At 66.5% G+C, this 15,007-nt stretch carries 14 protein-coding genes; 11 read left to right on the top strand and 3 right to left on the bottom strand.

Annotation, left to right across the window (positions count from 1 at the left end; translation table 11 throughout):
* Positions 1 to 222: 222 nt before the first annotated feature.
* The 3 genes from cysN to E8E91_RS16085 all read right to left on the bottom strand — a co-directional run bounded on the left by cysN (position 223) and on the right by E8E91_RS16085 (position 3,571).
* Positions 223 to 2,100: a sulfate adenylyltransferase subunit CysN gene (cysN, locus tag E8E91_RS16095; protein ID WP_280368504.1), complete on the bottom strand. Its 1,878-nt coding sequence runs from the start codon at positions 2,098 to 2,100 to the stop codon at positions 223 to 225.
* Positions 2,100 to 3,014 carry a sulfate adenylyltransferase subunit CysD gene (gene cysD / locus E8E91_RS16090; RefSeq protein ID WP_280376870.1) on the bottom strand — a complete coding sequence of 305 codons (915 nt, stop codon included), beginning with the start codon at positions 3,012 to 3,014 and terminating at the stop codon, positions 2,100 to 2,102. Before cysD ends, cysN begins: the two co-directional genes overlap by 1 nt.
* An 86-nt stretch (positions 3,015 to 3,100) precedes the next feature.
* The gene (locus tag E8E91_RS16085; RefSeq protein WP_280376816.1) at positions 3,101 to 3,571 is read right to left on the bottom strand and encodes an SRPBCC domain-containing protein; all 471 of its coding nucleotides are present in this window, start codon (positions 3,569 to 3,571) and stop codon (positions 3,101 to 3,103) included.
* A 298-nt stretch (positions 3,572 to 3,869) separates the two neighbouring features.
* On the opposite strand from E8E91_RS16085, the gene E8E91_RS16080 reads away from it, so the two are divergent.
* The 11 genes from E8E91_RS16080 to E8E91_RS16030 all read left to right on the top strand — a co-directional run bounded on the left by E8E91_RS16080 (position 3,870) and on the right by E8E91_RS16030 (position 15,006).
* Complete coding sequence (locus E8E91_RS16080; RefSeq protein WP_280376813.1) at positions 3,870 to 4,982, top strand: DUF1214 domain-containing protein; 1,113 nt, start codon at positions 3,870 to 3,872, stop codon at positions 4,980 to 4,982.
* A complete protein-coding gene (locus E8E91_RS16075; RefSeq protein WP_280376810.1) occupies positions 4,979 to 6,163 on the top strand; it encodes a sulfotransferase in 1,185 nt (394 codons plus the stop codon). Before E8E91_RS16080 ends, E8E91_RS16075 begins: the two co-directional genes overlap by 4 nt.
* A gap of 32 nt (positions 6,164 to 6,195) precedes the next feature.
* Positions 6,196 to 6,984: an SDR family oxidoreductase gene (locus E8E91_RS16070; RefSeq protein WP_280368514.1), complete on the top strand. Its 789-nt coding sequence runs from the start codon at positions 6,196 to 6,198 to the stop codon at positions 6,982 to 6,984.
* A gap of 15 nt (positions 6,985 to 6,999) precedes the next feature.
* Complete coding sequence (locus E8E91_RS16065) at positions 7,000 to 7,974, top strand: acetyltransferase (RefSeq protein ID WP_280376808.1); 975 nt, start codon at positions 7,000 to 7,002, stop codon at positions 7,972 to 7,974.
* Between the two features lie 165 nt (positions 7,975 to 8,139).
* Complete coding sequence (locus E8E91_RS16060; RefSeq protein WP_280376807.1) at positions 8,140 to 9,222, top strand: Rieske 2Fe-2S domain-containing protein; 1,083 nt, start codon at positions 8,140 to 8,142, stop codon at positions 9,220 to 9,222.
* Positions 9,223 to 9,262: 40 nt separating this feature from the next.
* Positions 9,263 to 10,090 (top strand): SDR family NAD(P)-dependent oxidoreductase, encoded by an 828-nt coding sequence (locus E8E91_RS16055; protein ID WP_280376805.1) that lies wholly within the window; start codon positions 9,263 to 9,265, stop codon positions 10,088 to 10,090.
* 11 nt (positions 10,091 to 10,101) lie between these two features.
* On the top strand, positions 10,102 to 10,923 hold the full coding sequence (locus E8E91_RS16050; RefSeq protein WP_280376803.1) for an SDR family NAD(P)-dependent oxidoreductase: 822 nt from the start codon (positions 10,102 to 10,104) through the stop codon (positions 10,921 to 10,923).
* A 3-nt stretch (positions 10,924 to 10,926) separates the two neighbouring features.
* Positions 10,927 to 11,691 (top strand): SDR family NAD(P)-dependent oxidoreductase, encoded by a 765-nt coding sequence (locus E8E91_RS16045; protein ID WP_280376801.1) that lies wholly within the window; start codon positions 10,927 to 10,929, stop codon positions 11,689 to 11,691.
* A 14-nt stretch (positions 11,692 to 11,705) separates the two neighbouring features.
* A complete protein-coding gene (locus E8E91_RS16040; RefSeq protein WP_190831320.1) occupies positions 11,706 to 12,332 on the top strand; it encodes a nuclear transport factor 2 family protein in 627 nt (208 codons plus the stop codon).
* Positions 12,332 to 13,450: an alkene reductase gene (locus tag E8E91_RS16035; RefSeq protein ID WP_280376799.1), complete on the top strand. Its 1,119-nt coding sequence runs from the start codon at positions 12,332 to 12,334 to the stop codon at positions 13,448 to 13,450. Before E8E91_RS16040 ends, E8E91_RS16035 begins: the two co-directional genes overlap by 1 nt.
* A complete protein-coding gene (locus E8E91_RS16030) occupies positions 13,447 to 15,006 on the top strand; it encodes a FadD3 family acyl-CoA ligase (protein ID WP_280376797.1) in 1,560 nt (519 codons plus the stop codon). The genes E8E91_RS16035 and E8E91_RS16030 overlap by 4 nt, the downstream gene beginning before the upstream one ends.
* Position 15,007: the final 1 nt, after the last annotated feature.

Below are 15,007 nucleotides of genomic sequence, written 5' to 3'. Positions count from 1 at the left end.
CTCGCCTCGCTTGTTGTGGTTGTCGGGCTGGATGGGCCGAGTATTGGCGCGGCGGACTGTGGATAAATCGTCCGTTTGGCCTAGTGGCGGCAGGGATCGATTCGGTTGGCTGGGAAATGTAGGAGCGAGCTCTGCTCGCGAACGTCCGAGTACAGGACATTCGCGAGCAAGAACTCGGCGTCCCCCTCGCTCCTACGGGTCAGCCCCGTCGAGGGAGCGGGCTCAGAGCGCCAACAGGTGCTCGACGATGCGCTCGGCGGCGGCTTCGGCCGATTCGCTCGCCGTATCGATGCGCAGGTCCGGTGCCAGCGGCGGCTCGTAGGGCGAATCGATGCCGGTGAAGTTCTTCAGTTCACCGCGCCGGGCTTTCTGATAGAGGCCCTTGGGGTCGCGGCTCTCGGCCAGCTCCAGCGATGCGTCGATGAAGATCTCCAGGAAGGCCCCTTCGCCCGCCAGGCTGCGCGCCAGGTCGCGCTCGGCACGGAATGGCGAGATGAAGGACACCAGCGTGATCAGCCCGGCATCCAGCATCAGCCGCGCCACTTCCGCTACGCGGCGGATGTTCTCCACCCGGTCCGCCTCGCTGAAGCCCAGGTCGCGGTTCAGGCCGTGGCGCACGTTGTCACCGTCCAGCAGGTAGGTGTGACGGCCCAGGGCGTGCAGCTTGCGCTCCACCAGATTGGCGATGGTCGACTTGCCCGCCCCGGAGAGACCGGTGAACCAGAGGATGCGCGGCGTCTGGCCCTTCAGGGTGGCACGGGCCGCACCGTTCACGTCGATGGCCTGCCAGTGCACGTTCTGCGCGCGGCGCAGGGCGAAGTGCAGCATGCCGGCGCCGACGGTCTGGTTGGTCAGGCGGTCGATGATGATGAAGCCGCCGGTATCGCGGTTATCCGCATAGGCATCGAAGGGGATCGGCTGGTCCAGGCTCAGGTCGCAGACGCCGATCTCGTTCAGCTCCAGGGTCCGGGCCGCCAGCTGTTGCAGGCTGTTCACGTCCACCTTGTGCTTGAGGGTGGTGCAGCTCATGCCCAGGGTGCGGCAGCCGATTTTCAGCAGGTAGGGGCGGCCAGGCAGCATCGGCTCTTCGCCCATCCAGACCAGGGTGGATTCGAACTGGTCGGCCACCGCTGGCGGCGCGTCGGCCAGGGCGATGAGGTCGCCACGGCTGATGTCGATCTCGTCTTCCAGGGTCAGGGTCACCGCCTGGCCGCAGACCGCTTCCTGCTGCTCGCCGGCGAGGCCAAGGATGCCGCTCACCCGGCTCTGCTTGCCCGACGGCAGCACGCGGATGCGCTCGCCGACACGGATGCTGCCCGCCGCCACGTTGCCCGAGTAGCCACGGAAATCGAGGTTGGGGCGGTTCACCCACTGCACCGGCAGGCGGAACGGCGCGTGGCTCGCACGGTCGTCGTCCAGGGGCACGGTTTCGAGGTGCTGCAGCAGGCTGGGACCCTGGTACCAGGGCATGCTGGTGCTGCGCTCGATGAGGTTGTCGCCTTTGAGCGCTGACAGCGGGATGCACTGGATGTCGCTCAGGCCGAGCTGTTCGGCAAAGGCGCGGTAGTCGGCTTCGATTCGGGCGAAGACCTCTTCGGAATAACCCATCAGGTCCATCTTGTTCACCGCCACCAGCACCCGGCGGATGCCCAGCAGGGACACCAGGTAGCTGTGCCGGCGGGTCTGCGGCAGCAGGCCCTGGCGCGCGTCGACCAGGATCACCGCCACGTCGGCGGTGGAGGCGCCGGTGACCATGTTGCGGGTGTACTGCTCGTGGCCGGGGGTGTCGGCGACGATGAACTTGCGCTTGTCGGTGGCGAAGAACCGGTAGGCCACGTCGATGGTGATGCCTTGTTCACGCTCGGCGGCCAGGCCGTCCACCAGCAGGGCGAAGTCCAGCTCGCCGCCCTGGGTGCCGAGTTTCTTCGAATCCGCTTCCAGTTGGCCGAGCTGGTCCTCGAAGAGCACTTTGGTTTCGTAGAGCAGGCGCCCGATCAGGGTGCTCTTGCCGTCGTCGACGCTGCCGCAGGTGATGAAGCGCAGCAGGTCCTTGCGCTGTTGTTGCTGCAGGTACTGGTCCAGGTTCGAAATGGCGTTCATCAGAAGTACCCCTCTTGCTTCTTCTTCTCCATGGAGCCGGATGAATCGCTGTCGATCAGTCGGCCCTGGCGTTCGGAGGTTCGGCTCACCAGCATTTCCTGGATGATCGCCGGGAGGCTGTCGGCCTCGCTGTCGATGGCACCGGTCAGCGGGTAGCAGCCGAGGGTGCGGAAGCGCACCTTGCGCAGTTCCGGCGTTTCGCCGGGCAGCAGCGGCAGGCGCTCGTCATCGACCATGATCAGGGTGCCGTCCCGGCGTACCACCGGACGCTCTTGGGCGAAGTACAGGGGCACGATCGGGATGCCTTCGAGGTAGATGTATTGCCAGATATCCAGCTCGGTCCAGTTGGAGAGCGGGAACACGCGCAGACTCTCGCCCTTGCGCTTGCGGGTGTTGTACAGGCGCCAGAGTTCGGGGCGCTGTTGCTTGGGGTCCCAGCGGTGCTGCTCGGAGCGGATCGAGAACACCCGCTCCTTGGCGCGGGACTTCTCCTCATCGCGGCGGGCACCGCCGAAGGCCGCGTCGAAGCCGTGCAGGTCCAGGGCCTGCTTCAGCCCTTGGGTCTTCCAGATATCGGTGTGCAGCGCCGAGCCGTGGGTGAAGGGGTTGATCCCGCGTTCCTGGCCTTCCGGGTTGATGTGCACCAGCAGTTCCAGGCCCAGGCGTTCGGCGGTCTGGTCGCGGAAAGCGATCATTTCGCGGAACTTCCAGGTGGTGTCCACGTGCAGCAGGGGGAAGGGCGGTTTGCCCGGGGCAAAAGCCTTCATCGCCAGGTGCAGCATGACCGCGCTGTCCTTGCCGATGGAGTAGAGCATCACCGGGTTTTCACACTCGGCGACGACTTCCCGGATGATCTGGACGCTCTCCGCTTCCAGTCGTTGTAGGTGTGTCAGCATCGCTTGCCTCCGTTGGATGGAGCCGGCGCCGCATGGGGCGGGCCGGCTTTTTTCCACGGTAGGGAATGCGTCGCTGCAGGTTCTTCGTCTGACCGGACAAGGTTTCAGCGGCGGTTGCCAATCAGGGATTCGGCCCGTGCCTTCACCGCTAGGGCGACCGCATCGAAGCCCTGCTTGACCCAGGGGCCATGCAGCTCCATCACCTGATCGGCGGTAGGACCGAGGAACAGGTCGGTGGTGTAGTAACGGCAGCTGTCGGGGCCTGTGGCTTCGATCACCTGGTCGCGACGGGCGGCGTCCGGGTTGTCGGCGCTGGCGAACATCTCCCACGAGAGCAGGCGGTGCGGTTCGAAGGCCACCAGTTGCTCGATCACATGCACCAACTCGCCGGGGCTGGCGGGGTTGGGCAGGTACAGGTTCACCGGCTCGCCCATTCGCAGACTGGACTCTACCTTGACGGTGAAGGGGTTCCACTGCGGGTAGCGTTCCAGATCGACCAGCACCGACCAGACCAGCTCGGCGGGGGCGGCGATATCCACGGTCAGCGACCGCACCAGGTTCTTTTCTTCAGCCATCGGGGATTCCTCGGGAAACAGGCGCCGCTCCGTGCGGCGCCGATCCGGCCGATGCTCCGCGCACCGCGCCCGCTCTTCCTCGTCCGGGTGGACTAGAAGTCGAGCCGTAGGATGGGTGGAGCGGAGCGATACCCATCAATCACGGTCGATGGGTATCGCAAGCTCCACCCATCCTACGGAGCTACATCCAGCAGCGAGCCAGCCGGTGATTTAGTCCGCCCAGACGAAGAATCCGCCCCGTCCATCTCCCTAAGGTTTCCGCAGTGGCGGGCCATCCGCCGGACCAGAGGAGACCGAGATGACGACCGAGAACATCGAGCAACAGGTGTGCAGCGGGCAGGTCTGGAGCGATTTCTGCGACCAGCTCAAACGTAGTGGCGAGCAGATCCTGCGGAGCGAGGCACCCAGCGATGCGCACACCCGCGCCGAGGGGTTCCGCTACCTCACGCGCCTGCTGCGCATTGCCCTGGAAATGCACCTGGAGTTCGCTGACCCGGACTTCCCCGGCTTCTTCTCGCCGTCCCACGAGACGGCCAAGATCGGCGCCGACAACCCGGACAACCTCTACCAGTACGCCCGCCTGAACGGCCAGCATCAGTACCGCGTCAGCGGCCGTCGCGGCAGCGTGTCCTACCTCAGCTTCGGCACCCAGAAGGGCGGCTATGAAAGCGACGGCAAGATGATCCAGACCGGCTTCATCGACGCCAGCCAGCTGCAACTGGAGGCCGATGGCAGCTTCGAGGTCATCCTCAGCCAGGAGCCACCGGCCAAGGGCAACTGGGTGCGCCTGGAACCGGAGAGCAACGCCCTGATCGTGCGCCAGACTTTCCTCGACCGCGCCAGCGAGCAGCCCGCGCAACTGCGCATCGAGCGGCTGGATAGTCGCCAGCAGCCCGAACCGCTGAACGCCGCGCGCCTGCAGCAGAGCCTGGGTCGCGCCGCCAGCTTCGTCGAGAACACCGCGCGTCTTTTCGCGGATTGGGCCGAGGGCTACCAGGCCCACACCAATGGCCTGCCACCGGCGGACCAGGCCCTGTGCCAGTCGGTGGGTGGTGATCCGAACATCTTCTACTACCACGGCTATTGGGAGCTGGCCGACGACGAGGCGCTGCTGATCGAAGTCGACCAGGTGCCCGACTGCGACTTCTGGAATCTGCAGATCAACAACTACTGGATGGAGTCGCTGGACTACCGCCACCACCGCATCTGCCTGAACAAGCACTCGGCGCAGCTGGACAAGCGCGGCGGCGTGCGCCTGGTGCTGAGCCACCGTGATCCCGGCCTGCCGAACTGGCTGGAAACCGCCGGCCATGCCAACGGCACCCTCTGTCTGCGTTGGGTCGGCGCCAGCCAGCCGGTCCACCCCGCCACCCGCGTGGTCAAGCTGAACCACCTGAAGGAGCTGCAATGACCCATTCCATCGCACCGGGCAGCGAATTCGCCCCCGACAGCCTGCTGGCCGAAGCCAGTGCCCGCGCTGGTGGCCTGGAGGACTTCGGTCCCGGCGACTTCCGCGAGGCCCTTGAGGTCCTTGAGGGCGCCCTGAACCAGGAGGCCCGTCTTTCCACCCACGGGCGCGGCTTGCTCCGGGAAAAACTGGTGGCGCAACTGGTCAACCGCCTGGTGATCGAAGACCACTGCAAGCGCTTTCCGGAAATCCTCCAGCAGCCCATCGACGACCCGCTGGTAATCGTCGGCCTGCCGCGCACCGGAACCACGCTGTTGCAGCGCGTGCTGTCGGTGGACCCGCAGTTCAGCAAGGCGCAATGGTGGGAGACCCGCTATCCGGCGCCGTTGCCCGGGGAGACGCTGGAGCAGCCTGAAGTGCGGATCGGTCGGGCGAAGGCCGAGGTCGCCGCGATGATCGAATTCGTGCCGCAAATCCTCACCATCCATCCGTTGGACGCGGAGCAGCCGGACGAAGAGTTCATGCTCATGGAGCACTCCTTCCTCTGCGCCATGGATTCCTATGTGAACGTGCCGGCCTACACCGCCTGGCTCGATCGCCAGGACCAGGTCCAGGTCTACGCCTACCTGAAGAAGATGCTGCAATTCCTGAGCTGGCAGCAGGCCCGTCGCGGCATCGCACCGGGTCGTCGCTGGCTGCTGAAGAGCCCGCAGCACCTGCACACCCTGGAGCTGCTGTTCCAGGTCTTCCCGCGCGCTCAGGTGGTGCTGACCCATCGCGATCCGGGCAAGACCATCCCCTCCCTGGCGAGCTTTATCCACACCCTCTGGCAGATCTACAGCGAAGAGGCGGACCCGGCCCAGGTGGGCGAGCAGTGGAACACCCGCATGGCCCGCGCCCTGCGTCACACCATGGCGGTCCGCGAGCCCATGCCGGACGGGGCATTTCTCGACGTGCACTTCGAGGACACCGTCAGCCAGCCACTGGAGGTGGTGGAGCGGATCTATCGCTTCGCCGGGCTGGAACTCACGACGGATGTGCGCGCCGCCATGACCGACTGGCTGGCCGCCAACGGCCGCGAGAAACGCGCCGCGCATCACTACGACGCTGAGGCGTTTGGCCTCGACGAGGCGCGGCTGCAGCGCGATTACGGCGAGTACCGCGCCCGCCACCTGGCGCACTGAGATTCCAAGACCAACAACAAGAGGAACCGAACATGTTGCTGAAAGACAAGGTTGTGATGATCTCCGGCATCGGCCCGGGCATGGGCATCAAGCTCGCCCTGGAAGCCGCCCGTGAAGGCGCTCGCGCCGTCGCCATCTGCGCCCGCAATGAGGCGCGCCTGCGTGACGCGGAGCAGCGCATCCGCGCCCTGGGCACCGACTGCCAGGTGTTCTGGATGCCCACCGATGTGAGCGACGCCAAGGCCTGCCGGGCCTTTGCCGAGGCCACGCTGGAGCGCTTCGGGCGCATCGATGCACTGGTCAACAGCGCCTATGCCCATGGCGGCTTCGACTCACTGGAAGGCTGTTCGGACGAGCTGCTGCAGGAGGCCCTGGACGTCAACCTGTTCGGCTCGCTGCACCTGACCCGCGCCGTGCTGCCGCAGATGAAGGCCCAGCGCGCTGGCGCCATCGTCATGATCAGCACCCTGGGCGTGCACCAGCCCTATGCCGGCGGTGGTGCCTATGCCGTCTCCAAGGGCACGCTGTCCGTGGCGGTGCGTTACCTGGCATCTGAACTGGCCGAGCATGGCCTGCGGGTGAACGGCCTGGCCTGCGGCTGGATGTGGGGGGAGCCGGTACAGGCCCATGTACGCGAGGCGGCCGCCGCGCGCGGTGTCAGCGAGGAGCAGGTGCGAGCCGAATTCAGCGCGGGCATTCCCGGCGGACGTATGCCGGGGGACGAGGAATGCGCCCGTGCGGCCCTGTTCCTGGCCTCCGACTACGCCAGCGCCATCAATGGTGTGCAGCTGGACGCCAATGGCGGCGAGCTGATGCGCTGAGTGAGGGGGGAGACGATGCTCGATCATTGTGCTTTCAACGGTGATGCGGACGGCCTCTGCGCCCTGCAGCAGCTGCGCCTGGCGGGTGAACTGGCGGCGGATGTGCGCCTGGTCAGCGGGGTGAAGCGTGACATTGCCTTGCTGCAACGGGTGCAGGCCGGAGCCGGAGAGCGGGTGACGGTGCTCGACGTCTCCCACGAGGAAAACCGCGCCGATGCGGCGCGGCTGCTCGGTGCGGGAGCCCGTGTCCGCTACTTCGACCACCACTTCGCCGGGGAGCTGCCGGACCATCCCGGCTTCGAGTCGTACATCGACACCGCTGCGGATGTCTGCACCAGTCTGCTGGTGGATCGCTTCCTGGAGGGGCGATTCCACCGCTGGGCGGTGGCAGCGGCCTTCGGCGATGGCATGGCTGGCCCGGCGAGGGCGCTGGCCGCGCGTCATGGGCTGGCGGACGAGGACACTCGCGCGCTCGAAGAGCTGGGCCTGTTGCTGAACTACAACGCCTACGGGGACAGCCTGGCCGACCTGCACTTCGCCCCTGTGGCCCTGGCAGCGGAATTGCTGCCGTATCAGGACCCGCTCGACTTCATCCGGAACAGCCCCAGCTTCGCCCGCCTGCGTGCCGGGCACGCTGCTGACATGGCGCAGGCAGCCAGCCTGGAGCCCTGGCAGCTGGGGAGTGGCGCGACGCTTTACCGATTGCCGGCCGAGCCTTGGGCGCGGCGGGTCAGCGGCGTGCTGGCGAACCAGTTGGCCGCTCGCGATCCGGGGCGTGCGCTCGGTCTGCTGAGCGTCCGGACGGACGGCGACTGGATGTTCAGCCTGCGTGTGCCGGCCACGGCCAGCCTGGAGGCGGATGCTTTCTGTCGGGGGTTCGCCACCGGGGGAGGGCGCAAGCGCGCCGCCGGTATCAATCGCTTGCCGGCTGAGGCTGTTGAACGCTTCGCCGGGCAGTTCCTCGAGGCCTATCCCAACCCGGTCCCGTAGCTCCGCGCTCGGTGCGCTGTGCGCACCAGTGTTTGGACGTAATGCCATAGCTTGTGGGGTAGGCGGGAGGTCTAACCCGCGTGGGCTAGTCCCGGGCAAGGATGTCCGGGAATCGGGGATGGAGAATAGTTCGAGTCGACATCCATCCCCCTTCAGGAGATCAGCATGGAACGGTCGACTCCCCTTCATGGCGGCGTATCCGCGCCGCGTTTCGCCCGAGGCTGGCACTGCCTCGGCCTGGTAACCGATTACGCAGACGGCAAGCCTCATCCACTGAACATCTTCGGCACCCGCCTCGTGGCGTTCCGTGGCGAAGACGGCGCGATGCACATCCTCGACGGCTACTGCCCGCACATGGGCGCGGACCTCGCCGGTGGGCATGTGGAGGGCGATACCGTGGTGTGCCCCTTCCACCACTGGAAGTGGGGCAGCGACGGCAAGTGCGTGTCGATTCCCTATTGCAAGCGCGTGCCCATGCGGGCGCGGGTCAAGGCGTGGCCGACGTTGGAGAAGAACCAGCTGCTGTACGTCTGGAACGACCCCGAAGGCAATGCGCCGGATCCCGAGGTGGAAGTGCCGCGTATCGAGGCCTGTTATTCGGCCGAGTGGACGGAGTGGATGATGCGCAAGATGGTCATCCAGACCAACTGCCGCGAGCTGGTGGATAACCTCGCCGACTTCGCGCATTTCGGGCCGGTACATGGCTCGCCGGCCAGCTACTTCTGCAACACCTTCGACGGACACCGGGGCTACCAGATGTTCCAGGGCGAGGACAGCGAGTTGCTGGGCAGCGGCCTGCGCGCGGACAGCGCCTACTTCGGGCCCGCCTACCACATCACTCGCATGACCGCGCAGGCCGGCGGGCAGACCCTCGACACGCTGCTGCTCAACTGCCACGTGCCCATCGACCAGAACAGCTTCGAGCTGCGCTACGCGATCAAGGTCAGGAAGCAGCCGGGACTCTCCGAAGCCGAGAACGAGGCCATCGCCGAGGGCTATGCCGGGCAAGCGCACAAGTCCTTCTTCCAGGACGTGGAGATCTGGAACAGCAAGACCCGCATCGACAAACCGATCCTCTGCGAAGGGGATGGCCCGGTGTACCAGCTGCGCGAGTGGTACGAGCAGTTCTACACGGATGTCGCCGACCTGCCTGAGCCGGCCCGGAAGGTATTCGAGTGCAAGGGCGGTGTCTGGCAGCAGCTCGACGAGGTGCCGGAACAGGCCCGCAGCCAGCTGCACCTGATCTGAGCACGGCATTTCAGAACAACAACAAGCGGAAGGACGGGACATGAGGCTCGAAGGCAAGGTCGCGCTGGTTACCGGTGCGGGATCGGGAATGGGGCGTGCCACGGCGGCATTGTTCGCCGCCGAAGGGGCGAGCGTGGTGGTGGTGGACATCGACGAGGCGGCGGCGCAGCGCACGGTCGCCGAACTGGCAACGCGCGAGAGCAGTTTCGCCAGTGCCTGCGACATCGGTGACAGCGCGTCGGTGGCGAGATTGTTTGCCGAGGTGGACGAGCGCTACGGCTGCCTTGATGTGCTGGTCAACAACGCCGGCGTCGGCCAGGTGCCCGGCGATGGCTTCGACCAGTACCAGCAGCGCCTGGCCAAGCGCAGCGAGCAATTGGCCGCGGGCGTGGAGCCCGACGTGTTCACCGACATGATCGTCGACCTGACCGATGCCGGTTGGCAGCGAATCGTCGATATCAACCTCAATGGCACCTTCTACTGCAGCCGTGCGGCGGTGCGCCTGATGATCGCCAGCGGCCGGATGGGCTCGATCATCAACATCGCCAGCCTGTCCGCGCTCAGCGGTGAAGGGCCGCTTGCCTACTGCGCGTCCAAGGCCGCCGTGATCGGCCTGGGCAAGTGCCTGGCTCGCGACCTCGGCCCGCGCGGGATCCGCGTCAACACCATCTGCCCGGGGCCGACCCGCACGCCGATGATGCAGTCGATCTCCCGCGAATGGCAGCAGGCCCTGGAGCGTGCCATTCCCCTCGGTCGCCTGCTGGAGCCGGAAGAAATCGCGCGGACCTGTCTGTTCCTGGCCAGCGATGAAGCCAGCGCTTTTACCGGACAAACCCTCGCCGCCGCCGGCGGCATGATGATGCTCTGAGAGGACTTCCCATGAGTGGACGACTGCAAGGCAAGGTGGCGCTGATCAGTGGCGCCGGCACGGGAATCGGCGCGGCGGCGGCTCGGTTGTTCGCGGCCCAGGGCTGCAAGGTGATGGTCTGCGGACGTCGCCAGGCACCGCTGGAGGCGGTGGTGGCGGAGATTCGCGCGCAAGGTGGGGAGGCCGATTGGGTGCAGGCCGACGTCACCGATGAGCAGTCGGTGGAAAATGCCGTGAGCAAGACCCTGGAGCGCTTCGGCCGCTTCGACGTCATGGTCAACAACGCGGTGAATTACACCTGGGGCCCGCTGGCGGGCCTTTCCACCGAGGAGTGGCACAAGAGCCTGCGCGGCAGCCTCGATGTGGCCTTCTTCGGCACCCGTGCGGCGATGCGGGTGATGCAGGGCAAGGGCGGCTCGATCATCAACATGGGCTCGGTCGCCGGCCTGCTCGGCAGTCCCGGTCTCAGCGCCTACGGCGCGGCCAAGGCCGGCGTCGTCAACTTCAGTCGCGCGGCGGCCCTGGAAGGCGCGGCCGAGAAAGTCCGCGTCAACGTGGTCATTCCCGGCATCGTCTGGAGCGAAGGCACCCGCGAGGCGATGCGCAGTGAGCAGATGATCGCGGGCACAGCGCGGGCCGTGCCGCTGGGGCGCATCGGCCAGCCGGAGGAGGTCGGCAACGCCATCCTCTTCCTCGCCACGGACGAGTCCTCCTACATCACCGGCCAGACACTGGTGGTCGATGGCGGCAAGACCTGCGAACTCAACGTCGGCGCCAGCGACTACACCTCGGCGACCTCCACTGAAATCAGATCGGCCCTGAGCGAGGCGTGACCCATGGATATCCAACTGAATGTTCCCGCCAGCCCGGTGCTGGTGACTGGCGGCGCCTCCGGTATCGGTGAGGCCACTGCCGAGGCGCTGGCAGCGGTCAAACGCCCTGTCGCCATCTGGGACCTGCAGGCCGACAAGGCCCAGGCCGTGGCGGCGCGTCTGGCCGAGCAATACGGCGTGCCGTGCCTGGGCCTGGGCATCGACCTGCGCGATCCGGCGGCCATCGCCCCGGCCCTGGGGCGGACCCGTGCTGAACTCGGGGCACCGGGCGGCCTGGTGCATGCCGCTGGCGTCGTTGACCAGAGCGGCCTGGAAAATCTGACGGCGGACAGCTGGGACCTGGTGTTGAACGTCAACCTGCGCGCCATGGCACTGCTGGTGCAGGCCATGCTGCCGGACCTGCGGGCCAATCCGGGCTCTGCGGTGGTCGGCATCGCCTCGATCAACGCCACCCTGGGTAATGGGTTGATTCCTTCCTACAGCGCCTCCAAGGGCGGGATGCTGTCGATGGTTCGCTCGATGGCCGATGCCCTTGGCGCCGACGGTATCCGTGTCAACTCGGTGTCGCCGGGGCAGATCCTCACCCCGATGGTGGCGCCAATTGCGGCCGCGCGCCCCGGTCATTTCGAGCGCCGGATCATCCTCGGCCGCCTGGGCCAGCCAGCGGAGATCGGCCGGGTGGTGCGCTTCCTGCTGTCCGACGAGGCCAGCTACATCAACGCCGCCGAGATCGTCGTCGACGGCGGCAACATTTCCTCGCAGCGATGATCCGGGAGATCGCCATGAACGAGCAAAGCTTGCAGGCGCGGCTGGACCGGCTGGAGTCGCTGGAGGAAATCCGCATGCTGCCAGCCAAGTACGCGCTGGCCCTGGACATGCGTGACCTGGACGCCTGGGTCGGGTTGTTCCCTGAAGACATCAAGGTCGGTCAGGACAAGGTCGGCCGGGCTCACCTGAAAGCCTGGATCGACGACACCCTGCGCCTGCAGTTCAGCACCACGTCGCACCACATCGGTGGCCACATCATCGAGTTCAAGGACCCGGATAACGCCTGTGGCGTGGTCTATTCGAAGAACGAGCATGAGGCCGGCCCCGAGTGGGTGATCATGCAGATGCTCTACTGGGACGACTATCAGCGCATCGATGGGCGCTGGTACTTCCGCCGGCGCCTGCCGTGCTACCTCTACGCCAGCGACCTGAACCGCCCGCCGATTGGCGAGAAAAAGATGCGTTGGCCAGGTCGCGAGCCCTATGACGGCTCCTGGCATGAGCTGTGGCCGAGCTGGAAAACCTTCTGGAGCGAAAAGCCGGGCGATGCCCTGCCGGAAGTGGCCGAGCCCGCACCGCTGGACGCGTTCCTGGAACGCATGCGGCGCGGTTCGTCTGCACCTCGGGTGAGGGTGCGCTGATGGCCCCTGTCGAATCCGCCACGCTCGACCGCCTGTTCGAACCGGTGCAGCTGGGCGAGCTGCGCCTGGCCAACCGCATCGTCATGGCGCCCATGACCCGCAGCCGCGCCGACGGTTTCGATGCGCCGAGCGAACTGCACGCGGCCTACTACGGCCAGCGTGCGGAAGCCGGCCTGATCATTGCCGAGGGCACCTATCCCAGTCCCGGAGGCAAGGGCTATTGCCGCACGCCGGGCATCGTCACGGCCGGGCAGATAGAAGCCTGGCGCCGGGTGACCGGGTGTGTGCGAGAGAGCGGTGGGGCCAGCACGGTCCTGCAATTGATGCACGTGGGACGGGTCGCGAGTCGACACAACAAGGCGGTGGACGCCGATACCGTGGCGCCCTCGGCCATCGCCGCGCAGGGCAGCCTGTACAGCGACAGCCACGGCATGGTGCCGATGGACCCGCCGCGCGCCCTGGAAACCTCGGAAATCATCAGGGTGATCGAGGCCTACCGGCAGGCGGCCCTGAATGCCCGTGCAGCAGGATTCGACGGCGTGGAGCTGCACTGCAGCAGCGGTTATCTGCCGATGCAGTTCCTCCTGGCCTGCAGCAACCAGCGCCAGGATGGCTATGGCGGCCCGCTGCCCAAGCGCATTCGCTTTGTGGTGGAAACACTGGAGGCCATGGCCGGAGCTATCGGCGCTGGCCGGGTCGGCCTGCGGATCATCCCGGGCAATCCCTACAACGACATGCAGGACGACGATCCCGTCGCCACCTATGGTGCGTTGCTGGACGCCGTGGACCCGCTGGGCCTGGCCTACGTCCAGGTCAGCCGCTCACCGCAGCCAGGCCTGGATGCCTTTGCCCTGGTGCGTCGGCACTTCAGCGGCCCGCTGATCCTCAACGACGGCTTCGATGGCGCCAGTGCCGCACAGGCCATTGCAGATGGCGTGGGGGAGGCGGTGTCTTTCGCGCGTCATTTCATCGGCAACCCGGACCTGGTGGCGCGCCTGCGCGAGCAGCAGGCACTCGCCGGGTTCGACCGTTCCACGCTCTATACCCCGGGGGCTCGCGGTTACACAGACTATCCAGCCCTGGACGCAACTGACCATTCGCAGGAGGGTCGCCCATGACTCCACCCGCCGCCATTGCGCGCACCATCCCCGCCGCCCTGGCGCTGTCCGCCCGCCGCCATGGGCCGCACATCGCCATTGAAGAAGGCGCGGTACGGATCAGTTATGCAGAGCTGGAACAGCTCAGCCGGACTGCCGGCCGGGCATTGCTGGCCCTTGGCGTGGAACCGGGTGACCGCGTCGCGATCTGGGCGCCGAACAGCCATCAGTGGCTGGTGGCGGCGCTGGGCAGCCTGATGGCTGGCGCAGTGCTGGTGCCCCTGAGCACGCGCATGAAAGGCGGGGAGGCGGCGGATATCCTCGGGCGCAGCGGTGCGCGTGTGCTGTTCAGCATTGGCGAGTTTCTGGGCAGTTATTACCCGGCGCTGCTGGCGGAGCATTCGCTGGACGGCCTCCGGCACAGGATCGTCTTCGAAGAGGCCCGTGAAGGCGACCCGACCTGGCAGGACTTTCTTGCCCTGTCCGGGCAAGTGCCGGATGAGGACTTGCAACAGCGGATCGATGGCCTTGACGGCGACAGCCTGTCCGCCCTGATGTTCACTTCCGGCACCACGGGGTATCCGAAGGGCGTGCTCTGCGCCCACGGGCAGAACCTGCGGTTGTTCAACAGCTGGAGTGAAATCGTCGGGTTGCACTGCGGTGATCGCTACCTGATCGTCAACCCGTTCTTCCACAGCTTCGGGTTCAAGGCCGGCTGGCTCGCTGCGCTCATCAGGGGAGCAACCATCCTGCCGGCGCGGACCTTCGAAGCCGAGGCGGTGCTGCGCTGTATCGAACGCGATCGGGTGAGTTTCCTGCCCGGCCCACCCGCCCTCTACGCCGCCATGCTTGACCATCCGCGCCGGGGGGAATTCGACCTGTCTTCGCTACGTGTCGCCGTCACCGGGGCGGCCTCTGTGCCGCCGGTCCTGGTGGAGCGAATGCGCGAGGAGCTGGGGTTTGCCAGCGTGGTCACGGCCTATGGGCTGACCGAAAGCTGTGGTTTGACGACCGTATGCCGGCCCGGCGATGACGCGCTGACGGTCGCCGGCACCTGTGGGCGGCCACTGGACGGAATCGAGGTGCGTTGCGTGGATGACTGCGGAATGCCGGTGCCAATGGGCGAGCCGGGAGAGGTGCTGATCCGCGGCTACAACCTGATGCAGGGTTACTTCAACGACCCGGAGGCGACCCGCGAGGCGGTGGATGCGCAGGGCTGGCTGCATACCGGCGACATCGGCGTGCTCGACGAGCGCGGCTACCTGCGGATTACCGACCGCCTAAAGGACATGTACATCGTTGGCGGCTTCAACTGCTATCCGGCCGAGGTCGAGCGTCTGCTCATGGAGCATCCGGCAGTGGCCCAGGCGGCGGTGGTCGGCGTACCGGACGAGCGGCTGGGGGAGGTCGGCAAGGCCTTCGTGATCCCGCGCCAGGGCACCGTGCTCGCGCCTGATGAGCTGATCGCCTGGAGCCGTGAGCGCATGGCCAACTACAAGGTGCCGCGCAGCGTCGAGGTGGTATTGGCACTGCCGATGAATGCGGCGGGCAAGGTCCTCAAGGGGGCGCTGCGCTGAC

The organism is Pseudomonas sp. BN515 (genome assembly GCF_029873155.1).
GTDB lineage: Bacteria > Pseudomonadota > Gammaproteobacteria > Pseudomonadales > Pseudomonadaceae > Metapseudomonas.
The sequence above is the reverse complement of the archived record's forward strand: the minus strand, read 5'-3'. Positions and strand labels throughout refer to the sequence as shown.